Genomic DNA, 24448 nt, shown 5'->3' with positions numbered 1-24448 from the left:
TTCCAACCAGCCGTGATGTCCAACCCAGGGCGTGGCCGGAACCGACGGCTGCGCTCAAGCGTTCCTTCTCCAGTCCGGATGGACCTTGCAGCCGGATCACGAAGCAGGAGGAACGCGATGCGTCTGTTCCATTTGGCCGCCCTCGGCCTGGCTCTGGCGACCGCCGCCTGCGGTGCCGACATGGAAGAGAAGTCGGCCACCGGCGGACTTGGCGGCGCCGCGGCCGGTGCCGTGGTCGGCGGACCGGTGGGCGCCGTGGTCGGAGCGGCTGCGGGTGCCGGTGCCGGTGCGGCGACCCAGAAGATCGAAGACCGCAATGCCACGCAGAGCGGGTCCGGCGCCACCTACAGTGCGCCGGCGTCGCGCAGCACCGTCACGCGCTGACCCGCAATTTCCGCACAACGCACCCCGGCGGCCTCGCCACTGGACCCCGCCACTAGACGGTGACCCCGCTTCCGGGATAGAAGGCGGAGCGCTCCGGCAGAGTTCCCGCTGACAGGCTGGGTCTTGCCATGGGGTGCCGTCCGCAATTACGGAAGCGATCCGACGTGACGAGACTTTCCAATCTTCCCTGGCCCAATCTTCCCCGGCCCAATCTTCTCCGGCCGGCCCTCGGCCTGCTGGGTGCCGCGGCCCTGCTGGCATCCATGGCCGTTCAGGCCGCTCCGGTGCCGAGCCAGATGATCGAACGGCCGGCGGCCAAGCTGCAATGGCTGGACAAGGTGACCGCCCGCACCTCCACCTTCACCATGAAGGTCGGGGAGACCAAAGCGATGAGCAGCCTGCGCATCACCCTGCGCGCCTGCCGTGAGAATCCGCCGATCGAGACACCGGAATCCGCCGCCTTCCTGGAAGTGACGGAGATCAAGCCCGGAGAGCAGGCGGAACAGGTCTTCAGCGGCTGGATGTTCGCCTCCAGCCCCGCCCTGTCGGCGATGGAGAACCCGATCTACGACGTGTGGGTTCTGGGCTGCGAACAATGAGGAGGCGGGGAGGTCCGGGGGCCGCTGCCCCTCCCCCGCTCTCCCTTGCTTGATCCTGCTTACTCAGCCACCGCCGCGATGGGATTGCCCAGCGCCTTGTCCAGATAATCGTCCACCTGGGTCGCCAGATCGTCGGTGCGGTTGACGAAGAAGTGGCTGGCGCCGGGAACGACGCGGTGGTCGATCCGGATGTCCTTCTGATGCGACAGCTTGGTCACCAGCTTGGTCACCGCGGCCTGGGGCACCACCTCGTCCTTGTCGCCATTGATGATCAGGCCTGAGGACGGGCACGGCGCCAGGAACGAGAAGTCGAACAGGTTGGCCGGCGGCGAAACCGACACGAAGCCGTCGATCTCCGGACGGCGCATCAGCAGCTGCATGCCGATCCAGGCGCCGAACGACACGCCGCCGATCCAGCAGACCGGAGCGTTGGGGTTGTATGTCTGCAACCAATCCAGCGCCGCCGCCGCGTCGGCCAGTTCGCCCTCCCCCTTGTCGTAGGTGCCCTGGCTGCGCCCGACGCCGCGGAAGTTGAAGCGGAGCGCCGAATAGCCGCGCTTGGTAAACGACTGGAACAGGGTGAAGACCACCTTGTTGTTCATCGTCCCATTGTGCTGCGGGTGCGGGTGCAACAGCAGCGCGACCGGGGCGTTCGGCTGCTTGCCGTGGGTGTAACGGCCTTCCAGGCGACCGGCGGGACCGTTGAAGAGCACTTCAGGCATGGGAACGACGTTCCTGACGCGGACAAAGGGTTGTTGGAACCGCCGCGACGACCGGCCGGATTTTCATCCGGCAAACCGCCCCGGCGCACTGGCCGTCCGGCCCGTCACGGATTTTCCCGTCTTGGAGTGGGGTTTTCCGCACACAATTCTTGACCGTTTTGCTTGGTCATCATATATGCGTCTTAACGTCCTCCGGGACAACCCGCCTGACCCGCCCGATCGGCTCCAGCGCTAGCCGGACCCATCGATAAGTCCGGGTCCCTACCGGTCGGAACCGTCGAGGTTCCGGACCGGAAGGTCCTGAACCGCAAGGGTCCGACAGGCCGAAACCGGGCACGGGCGGCCGATGAGAGCGGCGGACTATACCACGGCGGGTGATGGCGTGTTCAAGCATCTTCGCGAAGAGATCGATGGGATCATGGCGCGCGATCCTGCCGCGCGGTCCCGGCTCGAGGTCGCGCTCTGCTACCCCGGCTTGCACGCCATCGTTCTCCACCGCATCGCCCGGCGCGCCCGCGACGCCGGACTGCACACCACCGCCCGCCTGATCTCGCAGATCGCCCGGTCGCTGACCGGCATCGAAATTCATCCCGGCGCCACCATCGGCCGCCGCTTCTTCATCGACCACGGCATGGGTGTCGTGATCGGCGAGACGGCGGAGATCGGCGACGACGTCATGCTCTATCATGGGGTGACGCTGGGCGGCACCTCGCTCAATCCCGGCAAACGCCATCCGACGCTGGGCGACGGCGTCATCGTCGGCGCCGGCGCCAAGATCCTGGGCGCCATCACCATCGGCCGCGGGGCGCGCATCGGCGCCAATGCGGTGGTGGTGGCCGACGTGCCGGCCGACACCGCGGTGGTCGGCATCCCGGCCAAGCCGGTGGTGACGCGCGACCGCTCCGAAACCCGCAAATTCATGCCCTACGGCACCCCTTGCGGCGACATCCCCGACCCGGTGGCCCGCGCGCTGACCGGCCTGCTCGACCAGATGACGGCGCTGCAGGCCCGTGTCGGCGAGTTGGAAGCGGATCGTCCGCCCGCTGCCCTCCCCCGTTCAACATCCACACCGCTAGAGACGGTGGCGTCCCACGCAAACGGGATGCACGAAGCGCAAGGAGAATCGCGATGAGACTCAGCACCAAGGGACGCTATGCCGTGATGGCGATGGTCGATCTGGCCGCCACCAGCCAGGGCAGCCCGGTCGCGCTGGCCGACATCGCGGAGCGGCAGGAGATTTCCCTGTCCTATCTGGAGCAGCTGTTCGCCAAGCTGCGGAAGGGCGGTCTGGTCAAGAGCGTGCGCGGCCCCGGCGGCGGCTATCTGCTTGCCCACCCGGCCGATGCGACCCGGGTGTCCGACATCATCCTGGCGGTGGACGAGCCGATCCGTACCACCCGCTGCGCCAACGGCACGCCGCAGGGCTGCCGCACCAACCGCTCGCGCTGCCTGACCCACGATTTGTGGGAAGAGCTGGGCAACCAGATCCATATGTATCTCAGCTCGGTCACCGTCGCCGATGTGGTGGAACGGCGGATCATCGGCACCAGCGGCCTGAACCTGCTGCGCCCGGCCCCGGCCGCCGACAGCGCCGCCGTCGCCGCTGCCGAGTGATCCGGCGGAGCGAGATTGGCTTTCCACGTTGAGCGTGCCTGAAAAGTGACTTCACCGCCCGTTGCCCCGTATGTTGCCCCGTTCCGGCGGACCGGCGTCTATCTCGACCACAACGCCACCGCTCCGCTGAAGCCGGAGGTCAAGGCGGCGATGGGTCAGGCGATGGATCTGGTCGGTAATCCGTCCTCCGTCCACGCCTTCGGCCGCAACGCCCGCCGGGCGGTGGAGGAGGCGCGTGCCGCCGTGGCGGCGCTGGTGGGCGTGAAGCCGGCCCAGGTGCTGTTCACCGGCAGCGGCACGGAGGCGAACAACTTCGCGCTCCGCGGCTTCCCCGGCCGCCGCACGCTGACCTCCGTCATCGAGCATGAGTCAGTGCTGGCCGCCCAGCCCGAGGCCGAGCGCTTCGGCGTGGACCGCGATGGCGTCGCCCATCTGGACGAGTTGGAACGCCGGCTGGCCGCTGCCAGCAATCCGGCTCTGGTCTCCCTGATGCTGGTCAACAACGAGACCGGGGTGATCCAGCCGGTGGCCGACGCCGCCCGGATCGCCCATGCTCATGGCGCGCTGGCCCATTGTGACGCGGTGCAGGCAGCCGGACGGATGCCGCTGTCCCTGCGCGCTCTCGGCGTCGATCTGATGACGCTGTCGGCCCACAAGCTGGGCGGACCGACCGGCGTCGGCGCCCTGATCCTTACGGAGGGGCTCGAACCCGACGCGCTGATCCGCGGCGGCGGGCAGGAACGGCGCAAGCGGGCCGGCACCGAGAACCTGCTGGGCATCGTCGGCTTCGGCGCCGCGGCCCGGCTGGCACTGGACGGGTTGGCGGAGGCCGCCGACCTTGCATCCCTGCGCGATCGGCTGGAGCGGGAGGCGCTGGCCGCCGTCCCGCACGCCCGGGCGATGGGGGCCGGTGCGGCGCGGGTCGCCAACACCAGCTGCCTGATGCTGGCCGGCCTGCCCGGCGAAACCCAGGTGATGACGCTGGACCTCGCCGGCGTGGCGGTCAGCGCCGGGTCGGCCTGCTCCAGCGGCAAGGTGAAGCCATCCCATGTGCTGGCAGCGATGGGCGAGGACGACCGGTCCGCCGCCAGCGCCATCCGGGTCAGCCTGGGCTGGACCAGCGACGACGAGGCGGTCGACCGCTTCCTGACGGCCTGGACCGCGATGGCGCGGCGAAGCGCGCCCGCGGATGGCTGATCCCGCCTGTTACCCGCCATGGCTGCGCGACCATCTGTCCCCGGTCCAGAAAGCCCTCATTCGCGCATTGCGCCGGATGCGGCTTATCGGTATGACCCCGCGGAAGGCGGCCTTCGTGACAACAGGGGCCTCATGTCGGGTAAACCATCCCATCGGCCGAACCTTTCGGCGTTTTGACGGACTGCGCGCATGACCAGCTCCAAATCCGGCCCGCCCAAATCCGGTCCGCCCGGCAACAGCAGCGGCGGCATTTCCGGCGCCATCGCCGGCGATCTGGAGCCCTGCGGCACCTGTGGCCGCTCGGTGGCGCCACGCGCCCTGTTCTGCCATGCCTGCGGCGCGGCACAGCCGCCGCGGCCGCTCGACCCCTTCACCCGGCTGGGGCTGGAGCGCCGCTTCGACATCGATCTGGAGCAGTTGTCGAAGCAGCATGCCGGCTTCACCCGCGCCATGGACCCGGAGCGCTTCGCCGCCCGCGGCCCGCGCCAGCAGGCCAACGCCAAGGCCCAGGTCGAGGCGCTGCGCAACGCCTATGAGGTGCTGCGCGATCCCATTCGCCGCGCCCATGCGCTGCTGGAGCTGATCGGCGGCACACCGGCCGATGGCGAAGTGGACGGCGACGAGGAAATCGCCGACCTCGCGGCCCGGCTGGCTCGTGCCGACGATGTGCTGGAACTGGACCGCATCGGGCTGGACCTCAACCAGCGGGTCGAGGCCTGCATCAAATATCTCGCCCCCGCCTTCCGCAAGGCGCAGACGGCGTCGACACCCGACAGTCCGCCGGCCGCCGGCGGTGCCGCCCGCATCCTGGCCAGGCTGGAACGGCTGGAGGCGCTTGCCGCCGAGGTGCGCGACCGCCGTGCCGCGCGGACGCCCCCGCGGCCGTAATTCACATTTTTCTTACAATCGCCCTTTAAATCGCTAGGCAACCGTAAAAGAACGAGGACCCCATGCCCAAGATGACCTTCATCGAGACCGACGGCACCCGCCGCGAGGTGGACGCCCCGCTCGGCCTGTCCGTGCTGGAGATCGCGCACAAGAACAGCCTGGATCTGGAAGGCGCCTGCGAGGGCTCGCTGGCCTGCTCCACCTGCCATGTCGTGATCGAGCCGGAGTGGTTCGACGTACTGCCGGACGCGCAGGAGGATGAGGAGGACATGTTGGATCTCGCCTTCGGCCTGACCAAGACCTCGCGCCTGGGCTGCCAGATCATCATGACCGAAGAGCTGGACGGCCTTGTCGTCCGCCTGCCGGGCGGCAGCAACAACGCGATGAAGTAAGCGTTCGGGGGAACCCTGTTCCGGCCGCCGGGACGGTGTTGCGCAGACGCGACGCCCGGCGGCCCATTTCCTGCCTTTTCCGGGCGCCTGCCCGCCTTATATAGCGCGCCATGAACTCCCTCGGTCTTTCCAAGCGCCCCCAGGACACCCGCGTCGTCGTCGCGATGTCCGGCGGGGTGGACTCCTCCGTCACTGCGGCCGTGCTGCGGGAGGAGGGCTATGACGTCGTCGGCATCACGCTGCAGCTTTACGACCACGGCCTCGCCTTGCAGAAGCCGGGCGCCTGCTGCGCCGGCCAGGACATCTACGACGCCCGTCAGGTCGCCGACCGCATCGGTATCCCGCATTACGTCTTGGATTACGAAGGCCGCTTCAGCCAGGACGTGATGGACGATTTCGCCGACAGCTATCTGCGCGGCGAGACGCCGATCCCCTGCGTGCGCTGCAACCAGCGCGTCAAGTTCCGCGACCTGCTGAACACCGCCCGCGACCTGGGTGCCGAAGCACTGGCCACCGGCCACTATGTCCGCCGCATCGCCGGCCCGCATGGCGCCGAGCTGCACCGCGCCGTCGATCCCGCCAAGGACCAGAGCTATTTTCTGTTCGCCACCACGCGCGAGCAGTTGGAGTTCCTGCGCTTCCCCCTCGGCGGCCTGACAAAGCCGGAGACCCGCGCTCTGGCCGAGCGCCACGGGCTGGAGGTGGCGGCCAAGCCCGACAGCCAGGACATCTGCTTCGTCCCCAACGGCAACTATGCCGAAGTGGTGGCGAAGCTGCGCCCCGGCTCCGTCGAGCCCGGCGACATCGTCCATGTCGATGGCCGCGTTCTGGGCCGCCACAAGGGCGTCGTCCACTACACGGTCGGCCAGCGCAAGGGGCTGGGCATCGGCGGTATCCGCGGCCAGGAGGAGGAGGCGCTCTACGTCGTCCGCCTGGAGCCTGCCCGCCGCCGCGTCGTCGTCGGCCCACGCCGTAACCTCGCCCGCTCGCTGGTGACGGTGCGCGACGTGAACTGGCTGGGCCCCGATCCGGCTCCCGATATGGCCGATGGCGCCGGGATCGAGGTGTCGGTGAAGCTCCGCTCCACCCAGCCGGCTTCCCCCGCCCTGTGGCGCGCCGGCCCGGACGGCACCGCGCGCGTCGAGCTGCTGGAGCCCCAGCACGGCATCGCTCCGGGCCAGGCCTGCGTCGTCTATCAGGGAGACCGCGTGCTGGGTGGTGGCTGGATTTCCGCCACCGCCGTCGGCGTGGGCGAGGACGCGGCCAAACTTGTGGGAGCGGGGGAAACGGCGGCCTGAATCAGAGGGTTATGCGACTTTCCACCGGTCGGCCAAAAAAAATCGCACCCCCCGAAAATTCCGCGTTGACAGGCCAAGTCGCCCTATCCTATATAGCGGCTCCCGGCGGAAACGACGGGACACGATGGTAGCCACGGCGGCGGAAACGCCAACAACGGCGAACACGATGGCAGCGTAGCTCAGTGGTAGAGCAGGGGAATCATAATCCCTTGGTCGGGGGTTCAAATCCCTCCGCTGCTACCATCGTTGCAGTCCTCTCGGCTGCACTGGAAGCCCCGCCCAGGTGATCCTGGGCGGGGCTTATCAGTTTTTCGATTAGCCCCAACGTCTTGACTTGGGTCTGGCCCCGCCGTTCCCCGGGATGTACATCGACGCGAGCGATCAAAGCCCGGACGGCGTTCATCGCTTCCTGCCGCGCGACATCGTTCTCGAAAGCTTCCTCGCACAGCGACTCGACCTGTTGCCGGTAGTGGTCGATCGTCGCCGTGGGGAACTCGACCACGCCGCCGGCCCTCCCCTCCATCCTGTGGATGGCTGCGAGTTCGGCCTCCGCCGCGGCCTTCTCCTCCTCGAGCGAGGCCAGCTTCTGGCGCATGGTCGTGCTCGCGACGCCGTCCGCGATTGCGTTGACGATGTTGTCGACCTGCCGCGTGAGCTTCCCGAGGCGCGCAGCGATGTCCTCGCGCCCGCGCTGCCCTTCCTTCTCGAGGCGCCGACGCTCCTCGCCGTAGACCTTCACGAAGAGAGCGACGGACGCGGACGACAGGAGGCGGCTCTTGATGCCGGCAATGACCCGCTCCTGAAGGTCGCCCACGCGGATCGTCCGGTTGTTCTCGCAGGTTCCCGACTCCCGGTACGTGGAGCAGGCGAGCTGGTCCTTGGACTTGACGGTGTAAGACCCGCCGCAGCAGCCGCAGCGGACCAGCCCGGAGAGGAGGTGCTTCGGCCGGCGGGCGTGCTCCGCTCCCCGCCTATTGGAGAAGCCGGCCTTGACCGCCTGCACCCGGTCCCACTGCTCGTCCGTCACGATGCGAAGCCCGGGAACTTCGGTAATCTTCCAGTCCTCGAGCTTGTTCAGCCGAGAGACACGCTTTCCGGTGTCGGGATCCTTGTCCATCCGCAGCCGGTTGTAGATCAGGATTCCGATATACGCTTCATTGTAGAGAATGCCGTTCCGTCGAGCGGCGTTCCCGTTGATCGTCGACGCGTTCCACTTCCTGCCTTTCGGCGAGGGAATACCGCGGCTGTTCAGATCCTTCGCGATCGCCCGGGGGCTGAACCCCAAGGCAATCTTGGTGAATATTTCTCGGATGACAGCAGCTTGCCCCTCGTTCACGAGCCGCTTGCCACAAAAAGGCTTTCCCTTGTCATCGAACATCTTCACCACGTCGTAGCCATAGCTCAGGCCGGCAGGAACCCTTCCCTCTTTCGCCCGCCCCTCCTGCCCGCGACGCACCTTGATGGCGAGATCACGCAGGAAGAGGGCATTCATCGTGCCCTTCATTCCGATGTGCAGTTCAGAAACGACCCCTTCCTGCACTGTGTTGATGACGATGCCGCGATGCTTGAGCCGCTTGAAGATCGCCGCGATGTCCTCTTGGTCTCGCGACAGGCGATCCAGTCCTTCAGTAATGACAGTATTGAAGAGGCCGGCCTTCGCATCCTCGAGCAGCTTCTGCGCCTGAGGGCGCGTCTTCAGGTGGGAGCCGGAGATCGCGTAGTCGGAGTAGACGCCCACGATCGTTCCGCCGTGCCGCTCCACATGCTGCCGACAGATATTGATTTGGTCCTCGATCGACCGCTCATGCTGATTGTCGGAGGAATAGCGTGCGTAGATCGCGGCTTTCATGCTGGTCTCGTCCTTTGAAACGTGTTCGTGTGAGCTGGATTGATGGTGTTGGTCGCAGCTCACCAGCGTTGGAAGTTCTCACGTCGAGCCCGTCAGTCGACGCGCTCGCTCTTGGCGGCCAACTCCTGTTCATGATCCTTGCGCGCGGCACCACGCGCCAGCGCCCGGATGAGGTCTTCGAGAAGCTGCTCGGCTCTGGCGGTGGAGTTGTTGTCGTTGGACTCCTGCGGGATCTCCGGAGTCGGTTGCTGGCGGGAGCGGGCGATTGTCACGGAGCGTTCCCGATCTTGAGGACTGCATGAAGGGACCCGGCACAACCGCTCCCGGACGGAACGGAAGTGCATTGTTCCGACGTCCTCGGCCATGAGCGCAACCCACAACGTGGGCGCGGGACGCTGCCGGTCCGCTCCGCTTCCCCGCCCGTCGTGACCTTTCCCTGTACGTGCATCCTGCCCCCTGTTCAGCCAGGGCGCCGGACGGAATGTCCAGCTGCTGCCTCGGCTGGGGCCATTTCGGTTCACCGTTTTTCGGCGTCCCCCGGATCGCGGAAAAAATCGGAAAGCTGGCGATGAGTCCTCTACGGCCCAATGGCCTCCCGCTTCGGTCCCGTCCAGAGTCTGGAGACAGTACGGTATCCGACCGGGGTGGTGCCGTTGGATGTCAGGTCCTTGAGTTGGCCTCCCGCCGCGTTCGGCTGATACACCCAGGTAAGCCAACGCTCTGGGGTGTCGTCTCATCTTCATTGGCACGGAGGGATCCGGCAGACGCCTGAGTGAGTACAGCTAGACACTGGCCCCGGTATGCCGGACGCGGGACGGCGCCCCATCCGATGAAGCAGGCCATTCCCGACCGGTCAGGGATCGAAGGGGTCCTCGATCTCGGAAAACGGCAGGATGCGGCAGACGCCGAGCAATGTGCGCAGAGTCGGCCTCTCGAGTTCCTGGTGCAGGCGGGCTATCTGCTTGTCGGGGACGGCGGTGACGACGCCTCCCGGCGGCGTTCCGGCGGCCGCCAGAACGTCATTGAGACGGACCAGAGCCTTGGTCGCCTTGCCGGCGTCGGTCTCGATCTCGTAGAGCCGGTGGAGCCTGCCATCGCGCAGCGCGACAACATCGACTTGGGCGAGACTCCGTTTGGCGGCGGCCTGGCCGAGTGTGGGCAGCGTCGGCGTCAGTCGGCTTCCCAGGCTGGGGTGCCGGCCACGATCACCGGGCGGCAGATAAACAGCGTCACCGAGTAGGAGGTGAACGCTGGCCAGCAGCCCCTGCAGGCGCTCATGCCGCGAAAGCGGACGTGGGAGGCCGGCGACGGTTGCCGGTGCTCCGGCTCCCGACAGTGCGACGGCACGGATAAGGGATTTGGGCTTCACCTCGATGTCGGGATAGCGTTTGCTGCGGGCTAGCGTCAGCAGCTTGGCACGTAATTCGTTGGCGATCTGTGCCGTGGTCTTTCCGGCGCGGCGCGGTCCGGAGGCGGTGGCCAGCAGTTCGGCGAGGCGATTGGCGTGGACCCAACTCCCGAGAACCTGCGGGTGGCGCAGCACCGTCAGAGCGTCATCGGCGAGGGAGCCCGGCCGATGGCGGACAGGGGCAGGCTTGGCGGGATCGACGATGGCGGAGTCCAACAGATCGAGATGAAGCATGGCAATCTCCTGCCCCATGATCTGCCGGCCGGCTGGATGCCGACGGCGGGGCAAGACGGGCGGAATGACCGCTAGAGTCCCTGTTCTGACGGATCACCCTCTTGGATCGCCACTCCGCCGAGCGGCGGCGGTGCGTTCCGAAGCGGTACCGGTGGATCAGAACGCGAATGCGGATTTTTTGGGAACCGCTCCACCGACACGATCCCATATGAGCGTCAGACCCTGCTCTTGACCGCGCCGATCCACGGATTGGCCGCCGTCGTCACGACAGGAGGTCTTCATGCGTTTTTTCTACATCCACTCCACGTCCGCTACCGTGACGGCCGAGCTGCTCAGCCAGCACGCCGCCGTGATCGCTGGCGCCCGCGTCCTGAGGGACACCAGCGTCGATCAGGCCGGCCGCGATACCCTGCTAACCCTCCTCGCCGAGGGCGATGAACTGCTCGTTCCGAGGCTCGAGCATCTCGGCGCCACCAGCGGAGTGATCCTGGCCTCGCTACGTCGCGCAATTGAGGCTGGAGTCAGTGTCACTCTGCTGCAGGACGGCCTCGACGGCGTCAGCATCCTGCGGGTCGCCGCTCTGATCGAGGCCCTGCCGGACGCGGCCAATGCGCCCCCGTCATGCCGGGCCCATCGCCCTTATGGCCGCGCGACGCCCGAGCGTATCGCTCAGATCCTCGCCCTGTCCGCGAACGGCACGCCAATCCGGGTAATCGCAGAGACGGTGGGGCTATCGGCCGGCACGGTCATGCGTGTCCGCCGCTTTCATCGGGTTCTTCCGCACACGCCGTGGTCTACCGACTGCCTGGGTAGCGCCGACTGATTCCCACCGTTCGGAGCAAGACCCGATCCATGCAGCCCAACCGTCACATCCTCATCCACCTCGACGGTCGACGCCCGACACGAACGGTCGCCGTGTCGCTCGAGCGTTGCGCCGTGATGATCCACTGCTACACCCCTGAGGGATTCTACGATTCCAGCGAAGTGCTCAACCGGCCGCCCACCCCCATCGAAGCGCGTGACGCGCTGTGCCAAGCATATCTGAGTGACCAATTCGCCGGATTGTTGCCGGAAGATCGGGCGGATGTCCTCTGGAGGCTGGCCCTCATCGCAGCGGGAGACGCACAGCCGGGTGAGTAGCGCATCCGTTAAGGCTGCTGGCGCAGTGGGTTCTCTGGTGCCGTTCAGCCGGGCGATTGAGGATAGGGCTCGGTCAGCTAACGCTGTCCGATCCCTGGCTGGAGAGAGGGCCATGCAATCGGGAGCCAGCCCTCACCCGCCGTAACCCGCGGCCTCGAGAATGTGAGGGCGTCCTGCCGGCGGCAACTATTTGTTGCGTGGACCAGTCCAGGAGCAGATCAACTATTCTTTGCCCCTGCGTCGCGGCAGCCGCTGCCGGAGGAACTCGGCCGCCGCATGCGCGGATAGTGCGCCCTGTTCCACCAGGATAGCTTCGGCCGCTTGCTGCGCCTCTTCACGCTTCTGGAAGCCCCGCTGGCTCTGGATCGATGTCCCGATGAACCCACCGGCACGTTCGCCGCTGTGAACGAGGCAGTGCCATCCATCGCTCTTGCGCGTCACAAGAGCGGTCCAAGAATCGATTCTGAACCATATCACGCCTGCAACGACATCGGTCTCCCAGCACGCGCTGTCTTCGTTTGTCACGGCTCCCTCCTTTGCCTCTTTCACGTCAATGAGCAGCGGTTCGTCCGGCACAGGTGCGGCGAGCTCATCCTTCGCCGATCCCAATTACTCGAGGAATGCGACGGCACGCCAAGCCGCTTTGCGCACATTCGACCGCATGCTGGGCCCGACAAAGTCTCCGTCTCAGGTGCGCTAGGAGTCGCGATCAACACTCGCTTGAGGTTCTCCGACCGGGGACATGTGGAGGGTCCTGCTCTGCGATGTAGCGCCTTGTGGGGAGGGAGCCGGTGTCTATTTCGGGGGCGCTCCGGCGTCGCCGGGGCCGAAATGCGAAGCGCCCGGGGTAGGACCCGGGCGCTCCATCGGTCGAAACGTGTTGCGCCACGTCCGGCTCGATCACACTCGTCGAGATAGGCCCACGCCTGTCGTCGACAAGCCCGGATGTGGCCCGAGGAGGGCACATGGGACGATCCGCGTTGCCGCGGTTCCCGCACCGGGCGGGAACGCATGGCTGATCTCAAGGAATCCGGCTGCGGTGCCACTACGCCGCCCGCACCGCACTACACCGTCAATGCCCTGCTGCCGGCCGAGGCGCAGGCAATCCTGCGGCAGGAAGCCGCCGGCTGGGCTGCAGCGGCCCTCGCTGGCCCGTCCGGGGGCGCCCGGACAGTGATCGGCATCCGGGGTGCCGCCGGCCTGGGAAAATCGACGGCTCTGCTCGAGGCCGTCCTGCCGCTGCTACGCGCCAACCTCCGGGTGGCGTTCTTCGTCCCGCGCCACAACCTCGGGGACGAGCTGGCCGACAAGGCCCTCGCCAATCTCGAGGCCGTCGCTGCAGCTGAGCGCGGGGATCTCGACCCACTGGCGCTCTGGGAGCCGCCGGCGCCCCTTCCGTCCGTCGCCGTCCTGCGTGGCCGGGAGGCGATCGACGCCGCCGGCGCGGCGGTCTGCGGCCGGGCCGCCCTCGTCAAGGAACTCCACGGGATGGGCCTGTCCGCCTACCGCAATCTGTGCGAGCGCCTCGCCGTCCAAGACGGGGCGCTGGTAACCCTCCGCTGCCCGATGGCGCACCGCTGCGCTCACTACGCCCAGTCAAACGATGAGCGAGCGGGCCTGTTCTTCGCGCCACACGCCTATCTGACGATGCCGGCGCCCAGCGGGCAGCGGAAGCCCGACGCGGTCATCATCGATGAAAGCTGGTGGCAGGTCGCCATCAAGGAGCGCAGCATCACCCTCGAGGACTGGCTGGCCAACCGGGTCTGGCTGGGCGACGCTTCCTTCGACGAAGACGACGTTACCCTCGGAACGGCCCGTGCCTGGCTCGTCAGGCGCGCCGGCCTCGCCCACCAACTTATGCTCGCCGGCACCGCCCCAGCCGACTGGCCTCGCCACGGCCTGACGGCCGACGACTGCCGGCGGGCCGCGCGGCTGGAGGGTGAAAGCGCCGCGCCGGCCATCGATCCGGCCATGGCAGACACCGCCATCGGCGCCGTCCTGGCGGCCCATACCCCCACGCCGGCCTCCCGCCTCGCCGGATTGTGGCGAGCCCTCGCCATGGAGATCGAGACCGCCCGCCCCGCGCTCCACTCCGTGACCCTGAGCGAGGCCGGTCCCACCAACGCCCGCCGGACCGTCATCGCCTGGTGCAAGCGATCCGACCTGCGCGGTGTCCCCGCCGATGCTCCGGTCCTATTGCTGGACGCCTCAATGGAACCGGAAATCGTCCGCCTGTGGTTCCCAACCATCCGCATCGTCCGGCTGGACGTCGAGCGCAAGGCTCACGTCATCGGTCTGGCCGACCGCGCGCTGGGACGATCGTCGCTGGTGGAACTCGGCGACGAAGACGGCGGCTCCGACGCCGGCCGGACCTTCGCCCGCAACAATCGGCGCGCCCTGGCCGCCCTGTTCGAGGTCGTCAGCGCGACCGCTGGGCCAACGCTGCTGGCGACGTACAAGGCCATTCTTCCGGCCCTGCGGGATCACGAGGACACTGCCGACACCATCGCCCGCGCTGTCGCCAAGGGCTCCGCCCTCTGGCACCTGGGCGGCCTGCGCGGCTCGGACGCGTATCGCGACTACACCGCCGTCATCGCCGCCGGCCGCCTGCAGCCGACCGTCCTCGCCGTCGAGACCATGGCCCGGGCCCTGTACTTCGACGCGGACACGCCGCTGGCCTTCCTGGCGGCGAACCGGCTGCCGAAGGTGGAGCGTCGGCGCCGCATGCGGGACGGTTCCGAATCCGTGGCCCTGGTCGAAGTCCACTCCGAGCCCCGCATCCAGGCCGTCATCGAGCAGTGCCGGGAGCGCGAGTTGGAACAGGTGATCGACCGCCTTCGCCTGATTCACCGGGACTGGCCCGCCCTGGTAATCGTCGTCTCCTCAGTTGTGCTTGACCTCACGTACGACGCCGTCCTGCCATGGTCTGACCTCATGCCGTCGCGCGCAGTGTCCGCTCTGGTGCGCTGTGGTGTTTTGCCGGCGAATGCGGGCCTGCGCGCCGCCGGGTTCCCGGATCTCTGGGCCAGCGCGGATGCCGCCAAGAAGGACAGCCAGCGATCGGACCAATTGGGGGACAATCCCCTATGGAAGCTCATTCAGAGAGCTTTGTCCCCCAAATGCGACGCGGCGAAGACCCTTACGGTGGACGCGACCTATCGGCGGCCCGGGGTGCGCGGCTTGCCGAGCGCCGCCAAGGCTCTCGCCGGCCTGACGGACGCTGAGACCACGGCGGTGCTGGAGGAGCTCCACGGCGGTCCGATCAAGGGCCTGCGGGTAGTGCGTCCGGTCACGGTGGAGGCCGTTCCGGGGGTTCCGGCGGGTGCGCTCGAGCCAGAGCTAGACGCCGATCCGTCCGCCATCGGCGGGATTGTCGTTCCCTTCCCAGACGCCAGCGCCGGCGCCGGCACCGGCCGTACCGGCGCTGGATCCAACGGCGGCGTCCAGCTCCGTCCGCGGAATTCCGCCGCGTAGCCGTCCATCGGACTCCCGTCCGCAGCCCATCGCTCCGCCTCTCCGGCGGGGCGACGGGTGATCGACCGGATGCCCTTGGCGTTGGGGCCGGCGCCGATCCGACGCCACGGTTTGGATGCACCCCGCCGGCAGCGCCTGGGCTTGGCGCGGAGCGATCACGCCACCCGTCTCGAGCCCTGCCGTGCGCGCCGTCGTCACCCCGGCTCCCGGGTCGGGGGGTGCGGGGGGTGTCCCCCCGCCTCATTCCGGATCGGCTTCGGGGTGGCAGCGGCGACCGGGTTGACCGGCCCGTCCCGAGACTGGAATCGCGACTTGCTCCGCTCTCCACACGCTGACTCCGGCACCCGCCCAGCCCCCATTGCGAAGGATCCGGCAGCCGCCATCTCCCCAGCCCAGAACGGGCTACGGCGGAGGGGGGAAGGCGCACTTGTGGGATTAGGCCCTGCGGGACGCCGTGCTGCGCCTGGCTCCTAATCCCCCTGTCCGCCCGAGCCCGCGCCGCTCACAGTTGGGGGAGGGGAAGGATGACCGAGCCGCGGGCCGAAGCGCCCTTCACCTGCTCGGTCGCCTTCATCGGCAAGGAGGGTCACGGCGACGCCGCCGTCGGTGTCGCCAAAGCGCACATCGACTACATCACCCGCGCGTCCGCGCTGACGGAGATCGTCGCCGTCGGCACGGTCTTGGAGGACGGGGCACCAATCGGTCGGTTGCGCCTCTTCGCCAAGGCGGAGATCGACCGCAAGGCGGCCAGCCGGAGCAACGCGCGCGTCATCGACAAGATTGTCGTCGCGATTCCCTACGAGGTCCCCGACGCCCGCCGCGGCGAGCTGCTGCGTGCCTTCATCCTAGAACTCGCCGGCGTCGACACGGTGGCCGGCCTCGGGGAAGCGGTCGCCCTTGCCGCCATCCACGGCGACCTGGCGAACCCGCACGCCCACCTCGCCCTGATGGACGGCAAGGAGCCGAAGGCCGCGGCGCGCCGGCGAACCAAGGCCTCCGGAGCGCAACGCGTCAGGCAGCGCGACGTCTTCAGGCTGTCCGAGAAGGATTCCGTGGAGCGCGTCCGGGAGACCTGGGAACGGGTCGCTAACCGGGTCCTCGAGGACCTTGGCGTACCCGCACGCATCGACCGTCGCAGCCTTGAAGCGCGCGGGATCGCACGCATCCCGACGGCCCACGAGGGGCCGAAGCGCCGCGCCCTCGTCGCGAAAGTTCACGCGGCCGAGGGACCCGCAGCCGCCGCCGACATCATTCACGTCGACCCGAGGATGGAACCCATGCGCGCCAATGCCCTTGCCGCCCGTGCCAACGAGGTCCTCGCCGCAGATGCGGCCCGGACCGCCGCCGTCCAGGACGCCGAACGCCGTGCCGCCGCCGCCGAGACCGCGGCGGAGCGCGAGCGGCAATCCCGCGCCGAAGCCGAGGCCCGGGCTGAGAGGGAGCGCGCGGCGAAGGACGCCCTGGTCGAACGCGTCGCCCGTGCGGACGCCATCCTGCGCGACACCGAGGCGGCGCTCGCGCCGGTCGCCGCGGCGGTGGCGGCGCCCATCCTGCCGGCCGACCCGCTGGCCACCAAGGTGCTGGCGACCACCCGCGCCTCCTACGCAGCCGGCGCCAGGATGGCCGACGCCAAGGCCGCCGACCGGGTCGCCAAGGCGACCACCAGCGCCAGCAGGGAGTCGGCGCGGGCCGACGACTGGGAGGCGGAGGCGCTGGAGCGCGGGCGGTTGGCCGAGGAGGCGAGCCGCACCGCCAACCGTCTGCGCCATGAGCTCGAGGACGAGCGGGAGGCCCGTGCCGATGCCGAGAGCCGCGCCGCCGACGAGGCCGCCGCCTGCGCCGCGGCCGACGCCCGGGAGGCCGCGGCGACGACACGCGCCACCGTCATGGAAGCGGAGCTTGAGGCCGCGCGTGCCGACATGGCGGTCGCCTGGCGGCGGGAGGCGTCCCAGCGGGAACGAAGCGAGCGACTCAAGGCGCGCCTGACCCACGCGCGGGGCCTCCTCGACGAAATCGACGCCCGGATGGCCGGAGTCGAGGCCAAGGAGGGCCTCCGCATCCCGGACTCGGTGCCCCTTCCCGCCCGCGTCGCTCAGATCATCGATGCCGTGCGGCGCACCGCCTACCGTCGGGGCCTGGCCGAGGGCGCGCGCCGGATGCGCCGGCGGGCCGCCACCATCGCCCACTGGCTGTGGGAGCGCCTTGTCAAGCGCCGCGAGGAGGCGGAGCAGGCCAGGGCAATCGTCGCCGCGATGGCCGCCGGCGAACTGATCGGACGGGGACCGGACTGGCTTACACTCCCGGAGTGGCAGCGGGCGCGGGCGCTTTCGAACCTCGTTCGGAACGGCGCGCTCACCGTTCCGGACTCGCCCGGACCCGCCAGGGTCATCCCGTTTCCCCGCCGCAACCGCGACGATCGGGTCCGCTGACGGCGGGCGGCAGCAGCCAACCGGCTGCTTGGCCGCTGCGGTCGTCGGAACCGACCCCGACGCGCCCGATCTCGGCGCGTGCGGTCGGCTGTCCGTCACATTCGCAATGTTCCGCATATTCGCAACATTGCGAATGTGACGGACAGCTTGGGAACGTTGTGGACGGCTCTGGGAACGGCCCCATCTCCGATCCCGAACACGAATACGGGAGGCGAGCGTGGCGAACAGAAAAGTGGTTACCCGGGAAGCGGTCGATGAGGCGATCCAAGCGCTCAAGGCGCAGGGGCGCGGCGTGTCCGCGACCGCCATCCAGGGGCTGATTGGCGGAGCGCGGCCGTCGATCAATGCCGTTCTGAGCGACATCAACGAGGAGAACTGCTGTTGCGACGTGCCGCAACCCCAAGCGGGCGCGCCGGCCATCATCGATCCATCGGACGATAAGCCGGCCGAGGTGCCGGCTGTGGTTCTGGCTCAGGCCGACGCGCTGATGGTGTCGCTGGCCCAAACCCTGACCGCGTCCATTCGCCAGGAACGGGAGCGCGCGCGCCAAGCACGGGATGCCGAGCGGGAGGTTCATAGAGCCGCTCTGGAATCCGAGCGCGCCGCCGGGGAAGCCCGCGCCAAGGCTCTGCGGGATCAGATCGATGCCCTCTCGACGTTGCGCGCCGAGATGAGGGACCAACTCGCGGAGGCAGGCGCCGAGCAGGAGACCCTCCAGGAGGTCCTCGAGGCGAAGGACGCGGAACGCCGGGAGATGGCGGCCGCCCTCGATCGGGCATACACCCTTCGCGACGAACTGACCGCCTCGTTAAACGTCGAACGCAACCGGGTGAACGAGATGAAGATGGACCTGCTGCGCGCCCAGGCCGACGCCGCCGAACTGCGGGGGCGCTTCGAGCAGCGTGGGGCCGATTTGGATGAAGCCAGGAACGAAGCCCGCGCCTGCCTGGCCCGGGCCATCCTGGCCGAGGCCAACGCCACCCGCCTCGCCGATGAGCTGAAGGAGATGCGGGCCGCCGCCAAGGAGCGGCCGGCCCCCGAGCCGGTTCCAAGGTCTAGGAAGAGCGGTGCCGGCAAGGTTCGGCCGGCCGCGCCGACCGCTGCCAAGGAGCGGGATGTCGACGCCGTCAACGCTGCCATGGCCGCGGAGGACAGCCACCCGCCGCTGCCGTTCGGCTCCGCCGGCGGCCCGGTGGCGAGCGCGTGACGTCCGTGCGAAGACGGCTGGTCCGGACCTTGCGTCCGGACCGGCCGCGGTCATCCCGTGTTCGCGGCACAGCCGATGCCACAGCAGACACACGGGCATCTTTTTCCCATGGTCTCACCGCAGCCTTCATGGCTGCGGTCTTCGCGGCGGCCCTGCTCGACGTCGTGGCCTTCGCCGTCAAGGCGGCGCATCCGGACCTGGGCGGCGGTGACGTGCACCGGAGCCGCGTGCCCAGCCGGACGACTGCGTTGCGGATCGTCCTCAAGGCGACTCTCGGCGGAATCCCGGCGCCATCGCGTGATGTGGCATCCTCGGTGACGCTCTGGGGTCGGCTGGCGAGTTGGGCGGCGTGGCGGTGCGACCGCGGCGATCCCCCAATTCTCGGAAACCGCGCATGCGGCTGCTGCCACCGCACGGGCAAAGGCACATCTGCTGCGCGTTGCCGGCCAAGTGCTCGAGCGCATCGACGTCCAGGCCATCACGGACGCCGCCGCACCGGAGACGCCCTGATAACCCGACAGGACGAGAAGGACGGCAGGTTGGCGCGCATGTTCTACCGTCCCACGCGGGCACGGTAACGCGTCGCCGCGATGCGTCCCCTGGGACGCATAGGCATCCCGACCGTCAGGCATAGGATGGGCAAACTGGAGACTGACCGGGGGGTTCTCTGCCGGGATACAGACCGCCCAGACTTCCTGCCTGCGTCCCATACTGGCCTCCTTCGGACGGCGCCATGGTTCAGGCGCAGCGGAGGCGATCGCGGCTGGCCGCGCGCAGCTTCTGGAGGCCGGCGTCGCGGGTCATGTCCGTGACAGCCCTCTCCGGTGATGCCCTCGTCCTTCACGGCCTTCGACCGCGTTGCTGTCATACGGGTTCGCCGGATCCTGTTGCAGCGACAAGGGCGCCCACCCATTGGGCAGCGTGCCCGCCCCTCTATCCGGTCGAGGTCGTGATACGGACCGCCGGTCAAGTAGAGGTGGAGCAGGTCGCCACCAACTGCCCTTAGGTCCGTAAGATCATTTTTTGGAAGAAGGAAGTCTCGCTCGCTTGGCACGGCGGGCGATTGCCCATGGCAGTCACCCAGAGGTGCCGACGATATCCATACAGCGTTCCTCAGACCGTATGAAACTTGTAAGCCTTTCCCCCAGTTCCTCTGGCCGCAGCCGCTCCGACCCTTTCAGGGCGCACTCCCAAACATTGACGACGCGCCACTCAAGTTCGTCTAGTTTCCGACGGGTTTCAGCGTCGCGTTCCACATTCCGACCAATCTTATGGCGCCAGAACTCTTCACGGGTGGCCGGCCACTTGAACAGGCGGCAGCCGTGGCCGTGCCAAAAACACCCGTTCACGAAAACAACTGTCTTCCATTTCGGGAGCACGATATCGGGGCGGCCAGGTAGATCGGTACCGTGGAGGCGGTATCGGAAACCGAGTCCGTGAAGCAGTCTGCGGACGACGAACTCAGGCTTCGTGTCGCGGCCCCGGATGCGCGACATGTTCAGGCGGCGCTGCTCTTCTGTTAGGCGGTCGGCCATGAAGGCGCTCCGAGCGGACTCGCCAGTTCTTGGGCGACAGAAGCGGTTTCGCATCGGCCCTGCCGGCAATCAGGGAGGACATTATTGACGCCCGTCTTGACGCGATACGTGGGTAAGTTGCTCATTATTGTCCAGCGGACTGTCTCTACGGAAGCTACCAACAAAGTGTAACCCGTTTCCATCCGTGTCCGTTCCTTAATGGAGCCACTGGGCGAAATACTTGATCTTAGCCCAAAAAATTGGCTTGCTTGCCGCAAAGCGGCCTGTCGTGTATGCCGCCATGAGTGTCGCGCAGAAGAACCAAGGCTTGTCTGATTTATGGATGTCATCTCCCGGTTGAAGGTCGCCATCGCGAGCCGCCCTTTGGCGTTGCGCACTATTGCCGCGGAAATCGGCGTGACCCTAAACACGCTTGAACGCCACCTCCGCGGCGAGCACGTGCGGTCGGACAGCGCCCGCAAGTACGAGGACTGGCTCGCCGGCCGTGCGACACGGAGGAAGGTCTTCCGGCAAGCGGCCGCGGCCGCTGGCGAGACGCACGTGCCCGTTCAGAAGGAGCCCGAGCCTCCGCTGCCGGCACCTCCCGAGCGGCCGCATCTGGTTGTGGACATCTTTTCCGGGTGTGGCGGACTTTCCCTCGGTTTCGACCTTCTCGGCGATGGCCAGCACTTCCGGACCGTCCTGGCAATGGATGTCGTGCCGGCGACTGTGGAGGTGATGAACCGCAACCACGCGGCGTTCCATGCGGGCGGCGGCGGCGCGGTCGCGCGCGTCGTGGACCTCACCGAATTTCTCAACGAGACGGAGGTCGTGGCTTTCTACCTAGACCACGTTGTCCGGCTGAACAGGGACGAGGCGACCCGGCGGCGACTTGACTCCCTATCGGATGGCGCCGTTCCGCAGTTCCTGTCCACGTTGCGGGCGATAGATGAGGCGTTCATCGAAGAGCTCGCGGAAGCGCGCGAGCGGCGGGCTTACAGGAATGCCTACGACGCGCTCGACAAGGGGGTGCTCGGGCAGACGTCGGTAATTGGCTTTCAGGACGCGCTCAAGCTGCCGCGCGCTGCCCGCGTTCGTCCTGCTCTACCGCCAGTGATCTGGGCGGATGTCGCGTCGGCCCGGCCCGCTGGCAGCCAACAGCGCGGGGGGGCGCGTCACGAAGTTCCCGCTGCTCTCCTGGCAGAAGCGCGGGAGCTCTGGAAGCGGGAGCTTGAGGCACTCGAAGCCAAGGAGAAGGCGAAGGGCAAGGGGCAACTCACGTCTTCGGCGCGCCGCATCAAGGCATTTGTCACTTTCGTCCGCTCCGCCGCATTCGCCGAAATCCATGAGGTTTGGTGTCGGTGGCAGGCAGCGCGCATCGCGCTCCGGGCCTCCACCTTCCAAGACGAGACCTTTGCGCGTGAATTGCGTGCGCTCTACGAGGAAACGTACCCTGTTGCAGTCCTACTCGGCGGCCCGCCATGCCAGGGGTTCAGCCGCATTGGGCGGGGCAAGATCCGCAGCCTGCGTGAGGCGCACGTCCACGTTCACGGGGACGATGAGGCGGGCGACACCCGCAACTTCCTCTACCAGCGCTACCTGCTTGTCGTGAGCGCGCTGCGTCCAAGCATCTTCAAGTTCGAGAATGTGCAGCACTTCCAGTCGACGGTCAAAACCGACGGCCGCGAGTTCTTGGCGAGCGAAATTTTGGCCGAGGCCATCGCTGAGATGTCTGAGGGCGAGGTTTCCTACGCCGTGGCCTCGCGAACGGTGGACGCCTCCAGGCACGGGGTGCCACAGACCAGACAAAGGTTCTTCATGTCTGGCGTGCGTCGGGACGTCTTCCCCAGTGATGACATCGACGACCTGCCAGCCCGCTGCCTGACCCTGCCGGCCATGGAGGATGTGCCCCTCTCCGTTGCCCTTGAGGGCCTCCCGGACGCACACATCGCCGGCGGCGATCTGCCATCGGGAGCCGCCATGTCGAGCGCTGTGGCGTTGCCGGACCACCCGGCCGCGGCAGCCCCCGTCACAGCCGCAGCGTGCTACCGGGCGTGGATCCGGCAGCACGCGCCTGGGGAACAGGAGGCGCCCGCCACCACGGACGCTCACGCCGCCCGTGCGGCTCGCGAGGACGACGCAGAGTTGTTCTCGCTGTTCGGTCCCGGAAAGCGTTGGATGGACTACCGCGTAGATGAGGCCCCGACGCTCGCCGGGTTGAGGGACGTGCTGCAGGCCCTGGCAACGCTGCCGGCGACTGCATACGACAAGATCGCGCGCGCCCTCCCGCATGGTGGTCCCAGCCTCCCGTCTCCTGAGCTTGCGCGCGAGCTTCTGGCCCAGCTCGACGGCTCCTTGGCCTTGCGGCTCCTGATGGAGCAGATCGGCGAGCGGCTTGAGGCGCCGCACCATCTCGTGACGCCGACGTACCTCTCGAAACGGGACGGGAACCACGGTGACTGGCTGGCGCGGCTGGACGGATCCCGTCCCTGCAAGACCATCGTCGCCCACATGGGCAAGGATACTTACGGCTACGTTCACCCCAGCGCGCCGCGCACCTTGTCGGTGCGTGAGGCCGCCCGCGTGCAGACGTTTCCGGACTGGTATTCCTTTGGAAGCGTAGCGCTCACCGACGCCCTGAAGATGATCGGGAACGCGGTGCCGCCGCTGCTAAGCCATATAATCGCTGCTCGGGTCGCCACGACCCTTGCGGGTCGGATTCCTGCCGCTGGCACCCTGACCGAAGCGGCCTAAGCTGACGTATGGGGCGCGGGGGCTGGCTCCGCGCGGGCCGCCCCCGCCAACGTCGTCACGATGGCGCCGCACAGGTCGCGCCGCAAGTGCTTCCCCGGTTCGTCCCGGCGCAGCAACGTCGGTACGTGTACCCCGACGACTGCCACGTGCGTGCCGGAGCCGGCCATCGTGTGCCGGAACACTTTGAGGGGTAAGCCGCCGCTGCCACCGACCAGGGGCGCGAACAGGAACCCAGCGTCGGCCCCGCCCGCGGTCATGTATGCGGTCAACTGGTAGGCGTCCTGGCGTGAGAGTTCAGGATCGCCTGAAGCTGTCCAGATGTCCTTCCACTTCGCGTCGCCTACGGCCAATCGCTCTCCGTTCCCCGTGTCCGCCAAGCGTATGGCGTAGTCGGGCTTCAGCCGCACTAGCCCGGAGCCCTTCTCCGGCGCCAGGAGGTGACGTGGGATACGGGCCGGCAACAGCCCCATGTCGGGGCCTTGGTCCTGTAGCACCCGGCGCAGAGCGCGCTCAAACAGGTCGTGCAGGGTGAAGAGAACTGCCACGGACGGGTGCCCTCCCGCGGCCACGGGATCGAGACTGCCTTGGCGCGCCAGGGAGCGGGCAAAGGCGAGGAGTGGCCCCCAATGCTCCTCCAGCGGGCGCAGGATGATGCGGTCGAACAGAGCCTCGCTCACCTCGATGTCAGCCACGCTGTGCAATTCGTTGAGCAAGCCTTTCCCGGCCCGGCGTGTCTCGGCGCGGCGTGTGCGCCGGACAACTTCGCGAACGAGCCAGCGGACGGCACGCCCGATGTCGCTGTCAGCGCTGAGCGGCGCGTGGTGGATCAATAGCTCGAAGTCGCGGCCTGGACGGGCCAACGCCACACGCCTCATGTCGATCCGGCCGCGAACCGCCGTCGACGCCTCAGTTCGTGGCATGTAGCGTCGCGGGATGCCCGTGTCGATGTGCCGTGACACGGTCTGCACTGCCCACGCGAACAGGACCTCGGCCAGCCCGCCGTCCTTCTCGCTGATGCTGGCCGCAGCCGTGGCGAATGGTCCGCGGTCGCGGTCGACGAAGCGAAGGAGGTCTACAAGAAAGGCCCGCCCCTCGTCTGCCGTGGCTCCGTCCCGTGTCTTCGGCAGGATCTCTACGGCGATCTCTCCGATGTCCACTACCCCGACGGCGTCGTTAGCGAACAGGCCGCGCCGCCGAATCTCCAAGGCATCAGGGACACCAGCGCGCTCAGCGGCTTCAACGAGTCGCTCGCGGATTCGAGCCGTGTCGAGATGTGGCGGCAGCGGTACACGCTGCCGCTCAAGCACTCGCAGAACTTTCACGCTCGCCTTTCGTGGTAGCATGG

21 protein-coding genes and 1 tRNA gene are annotated in these 24448 nt (G+C 67.8%); 15 read left to right on the top strand and 7 right to left on the bottom strand.

Going from position 1 to position 24448, the window contains the following annotated elements; genetic code table 11:
* The first annotated feature begins 117 nt into the window (after positions 1-117).
* Together ABNQ38_RS27750 and ABNQ38_RS27745 are read left to right on the top strand one after the other, a co-directional pair.
* Positions 118-384, top strand: a complete 267-nt coding sequence (locus tag ABNQ38_RS27750; RefSeq protein ID WP_109052141.1) for a hypothetical protein — start codon at positions 118-120, stop codon at positions 382-384.
* A 164-nt stretch (positions 385-548) separates the two neighbouring features.
* Complete coding sequence (locus tag ABNQ38_RS27745; RefSeq protein ID WP_377809021.1) at positions 549-983, top strand: DUF2155 domain-containing protein; 435 nt, start codon at positions 549-551, stop codon at positions 981-983.
* A gap of 59 nt (positions 984-1042) precedes the next feature.
* On the opposite strand, the gene ABNQ38_RS27740 is transcribed toward ABNQ38_RS27745, so the two are convergent.
* Positions 1043-1705 (bottom strand): alpha/beta hydrolase, encoded by a 663-nt coding sequence (locus ABNQ38_RS27740; protein WP_377809020.1) that lies wholly within the window; start codon positions 1703-1705, stop codon positions 1043-1045.
* 346 nt (positions 1706-2051) lie between these two features.
* Here ABNQ38_RS27740 and epsC point away from each other — a divergent pair, with 346 nt between their 5' ends.
* The 7 genes from epsC (at position 2052) to ABNQ38_RS27705 (ending at position 7337) form a co-directional block, all read left to right on the top strand.
* Complete coding sequence (gene epsC, locus ABNQ38_RS27735) at positions 2052-2837, top strand: serine O-acetyltransferase EpsC (RefSeq protein ID WP_377809019.1); 786 nt, start codon at positions 2052-2054, stop codon at positions 2835-2837.
* Positions 2834-3319, top strand: a complete 486-nt coding sequence (locus tag ABNQ38_RS27730; RefSeq protein WP_014248224.1) for an Rrf2 family transcriptional regulator — start codon at positions 2834-2836, stop codon at positions 3317-3319. Before epsC ends, ABNQ38_RS27730 begins: the two co-directional genes overlap by 4 nt.
* Before the next feature lie 45 nt (positions 3320-3364).
* Entirely contained in the window at positions 3365-4516 is a 1152-nt protein-coding gene (locus tag ABNQ38_RS27725) for a cysteine desulfurase family protein (protein ID WP_377809018.1), read from the top strand.
* Positions 4517-4705: 189 nt separating this feature from the next.
* Positions 4706-5404: a molecular chaperone DnaJ gene (locus ABNQ38_RS27720; protein WP_377809017.1), complete on the top strand. Its 699-nt coding sequence runs from the start codon at positions 4706-4708 to the stop codon at positions 5402-5404.
* A 62-nt stretch (positions 5405-5466) separates the two neighbouring features.
* Positions 5467-5796, top strand: coding sequence for a ferredoxin family 2Fe-2S iron-sulfur cluster binding protein (locus ABNQ38_RS27715; RefSeq protein WP_109086201.1), 330 nt, complete (start codon positions 5467-5469; stop codon positions 5794-5796).
* A 110-nt stretch (positions 5797-5906) separates the two neighbouring features.
* Entirely contained in the window at positions 5907-7094 is a 1188-nt protein-coding gene (mnmA, locus tag ABNQ38_RS27710) for a tRNA 2-thiouridine(34) synthase MnmA (RefSeq protein WP_377809016.1), read from the top strand.
* A 168-nt stretch (positions 7095-7262) separates the two neighbouring features.
* Positions 7263-7337 (top strand) — tRNA-Met (locus ABNQ38_RS27705).
* Here the strand turns inward: ABNQ38_RS27705 and ABNQ38_RS27700 are convergent.
* The 3 genes from ABNQ38_RS27700 to ABNQ38_RS27690 all read right to left on the bottom strand — a co-directional run bounded on the left by ABNQ38_RS27700 (position 7294) and on the right by ABNQ38_RS27690 (position 10585).
* Positions 7294-8943: a recombinase family protein gene (locus ABNQ38_RS27700; protein ID WP_377810129.1), complete on the bottom strand. Its 1650-nt coding sequence runs from the start codon at positions 8941-8943 to the stop codon at positions 7294-7296. The genes ABNQ38_RS27705 and ABNQ38_RS27700 overlap by 44 nt on opposite strands.
* A 92-nt stretch (positions 8944-9035) precedes the next feature.
* Positions 9036-9215, bottom strand: a complete 180-nt coding sequence (locus ABNQ38_RS27695; RefSeq protein WP_377809015.1) for a hypothetical protein — start codon at positions 9213-9215, stop codon at positions 9036-9038.
* A gap of 581 nt (positions 9216-9796) precedes the next feature.
* Positions 9797-10585, bottom strand: coding sequence for a hypothetical protein (locus ABNQ38_RS27690; protein ID WP_377809014.1), 789 nt, complete (start codon positions 10583-10585; stop codon positions 9797-9799).
* 280 nt (positions 10586-10865) lie between these two features.
* On the opposite strand from ABNQ38_RS27690, the gene ABNQ38_RS27685 reads away from it, so the two are divergent.
* Together ABNQ38_RS27685 and ABNQ38_RS27680 are read left to right on the top strand one after the other, a co-directional pair.
* Entirely contained in the window at positions 10866-11408 is a 543-nt protein-coding gene (locus ABNQ38_RS27685) for a hypothetical protein (protein WP_377809013.1), read from the top strand.
* Positions 11409-11437: 29 nt separating this feature from the next.
* The gene (locus ABNQ38_RS27680) at positions 11438-11725 is read left to right on the top strand and encodes a hypothetical protein (protein ID WP_377809012.1); all 288 of its coding nucleotides are present in this window, start codon (positions 11438-11440) and stop codon (positions 11723-11725) included.
* Positions 11726-11947: 222 nt separating this feature from the next.
* Here ABNQ38_RS27680 and ABNQ38_RS27675 read toward each other — a convergent pair whose 3' ends face one another.
* Positions 11948-12250, bottom strand: coding sequence for a hypothetical protein (locus ABNQ38_RS27675; protein ID WP_377809011.1), 303 nt, complete (start codon positions 12248-12250; stop codon positions 11948-11950).
* A gap of 486 nt (positions 12251-12736) precedes the next feature.
* Between ABNQ38_RS27675 and ABNQ38_RS27670 the strand changes: the two genes are divergently transcribed.
* The 3 genes from ABNQ38_RS27670 to ABNQ38_RS27660 all read left to right on the top strand — a co-directional run bounded on the left by ABNQ38_RS27670 (position 12737) and on the right by ABNQ38_RS27660 (position 18835).
* Entirely contained in the window at positions 12737-15199 is a 2463-nt protein-coding gene (locus tag ABNQ38_RS27670) for a hypothetical protein (protein ID WP_377809010.1), read from the top strand.
* 524 nt (positions 15200-15723) lie between these two features.
* Complete coding sequence (locus ABNQ38_RS27665) at positions 15724-17628, top strand: MobA/MobL family protein (protein ID WP_377809009.1); 1905 nt, start codon at positions 15724-15726, stop codon at positions 17626-17628.
* Between the two features lie 217 nt (positions 17629-17845).
* On the top strand, positions 17846-18835 hold the full coding sequence (locus ABNQ38_RS27660; RefSeq protein ID WP_377809008.1) for a hypothetical protein: 990 nt from the start codon (positions 17846-17848) through the stop codon (positions 18833-18835).
* Positions 18836-19911: 1076 nt separating this feature from the next.
* Here ABNQ38_RS27660 and ABNQ38_RS27655 read toward each other — a convergent pair.
* Complete coding sequence (locus tag ABNQ38_RS27655) at positions 19912-20370, bottom strand: very short patch repair endonuclease (RefSeq protein ID WP_377809007.1); 459 nt, start codon at positions 20368-20370, stop codon at positions 19912-19914.
* Between the two features lie 318 nt (positions 20371-20688).
* On the opposite strand from ABNQ38_RS27655, the gene ABNQ38_RS27650 reads away from it, so the two are divergent.
* Positions 20689-23103: a DNA cytosine methyltransferase gene (locus ABNQ38_RS27650; protein WP_377809006.1), complete on the top strand. Its 2415-nt coding sequence runs from the start codon at positions 20689-20691 to the stop codon at positions 23101-23103.
* Here the strand turns inward: ABNQ38_RS27650 and ABNQ38_RS27645 are convergent.
* Entirely contained in the window at positions 23100-24425 is a 1326-nt protein-coding gene (locus ABNQ38_RS27645) for an McrC family protein (RefSeq protein WP_377809005.1), read from the bottom strand. The two genes, ABNQ38_RS27650 and ABNQ38_RS27645, sit on opposite strands and share 4 nt — an antisense overlap.
* Positions 24426-24448: the final 23 nt, after the last annotated feature.

Origin of the sequence: Azospirillum sp. A29, from assembly GCF_042604625.1 — a bacterium.
Taxonomy (GTDB): Bacteria; Pseudomonadota; Alphaproteobacteria; order Azospirillales; family Azospirillaceae; genus Azospirillum; species Azospirillum palustre.
This window is presented reverse-complemented; position numbering and strand designations above follow the sequence as displayed.

What these genes read in the sequence shown, in the direction of transcription:
- epsC (WP_377809019.1), top strand. Translation starts at nt 2,052, where the DNA reads ATGAGAGCGGCGGACTATACCACGGCGGGTGATGGCGTGTTCAAGCAT.
- ABNQ38_RS27670 (WP_377809010.1), top strand. Translation starts at nt 12,737, where the DNA reads ATGGCTGATCTCAAGGAATCCGGCTGCGGTGCCACTACGCCGCCCGCA.
- ABNQ38_RS27720 (WP_377809017.1), top strand. Translation starts at nt 4,706, where the DNA reads ATGACCAGCTCCAAATCCGGCCCGCCCAAATCCGGTCCGCCCGGCAAC.
- ABNQ38_RS27655 (WP_377809007.1), bottom strand. Translation starts at nt 20,370, where the DNA reads ATGGCCGACCGCCTAACAGAAGAGCAGCGCCGCCTGAACATGTCGCGC.
- ABNQ38_RS27680 (WP_377809012.1), top strand. Translation starts at nt 11,438, where the DNA reads ATGCAGCCCAACCGTCACATCCTCATCCACCTCGACGGTCGACGCCCG.
- ABNQ38_RS27740 (WP_377809020.1), bottom strand. Translation starts at nt 1,705, where the DNA reads ATGCCTGAAGTGCTCTTCAACGGTCCCGCCGGTCGCCTGGAAGGCCGT.
- ABNQ38_RS27665 (WP_377809009.1), top strand. Translation starts at nt 15,724, where the DNA reads ATGACCGAGCCGCGGGCCGAAGCGCCCTTCACCTGCTCGGTCGCCTTC.
- ABNQ38_RS27690 (WP_377809014.1), bottom strand. Translation starts at nt 10,585, where the DNA reads ATGCTTCATCTCGATCTGTTGGACTCCGCCATCGTCGATCCCGCCAAG.
- ABNQ38_RS27730 (WP_014248224.1), top strand. Translation starts at nt 2,834, where the DNA reads ATGAGACTCAGCACCAAGGGACGCTATGCCGTGATGGCGATGGTCGAT.
- ABNQ38_RS27750 (WP_109052141.1), top strand. Translation starts at nt 118, where the DNA reads ATGCGTCTGTTCCATTTGGCCGCCCTCGGCCTGGCTCTGGCGACCGCC.
- ABNQ38_RS27650 (WP_377809006.1), top strand. Translation starts at nt 20,689, where the DNA reads ATGGATGTCATCTCCCGGTTGAAGGTCGCCATCGCGAGCCGCCCTTTG.
- ABNQ38_RS27700 (WP_377810129.1), bottom strand. Translation starts at nt 8,943, where the DNA reads ATGAAAGCCGCGATCTACGCACGCTATTCCTCCGACAATCAGCATGAG.
- ABNQ38_RS27715 (WP_109086201.1), top strand. Translation starts at nt 5,467, where the DNA reads ATGCCCAAGATGACCTTCATCGAGACCGACGGCACCCGCCGCGAGGTG.
- ABNQ38_RS27685 (WP_377809013.1), top strand. Translation starts at nt 10,866, where the DNA reads ATGCGTTTTTTCTACATCCACTCCACGTCCGCTACCGTGACGGCCGAG.
- mnmA (WP_377809016.1), top strand. Translation starts at nt 5,907, where the DNA reads ATGAACTCCCTCGGTCTTTCCAAGCGCCCCCAGGACACCCGCGTCGTC.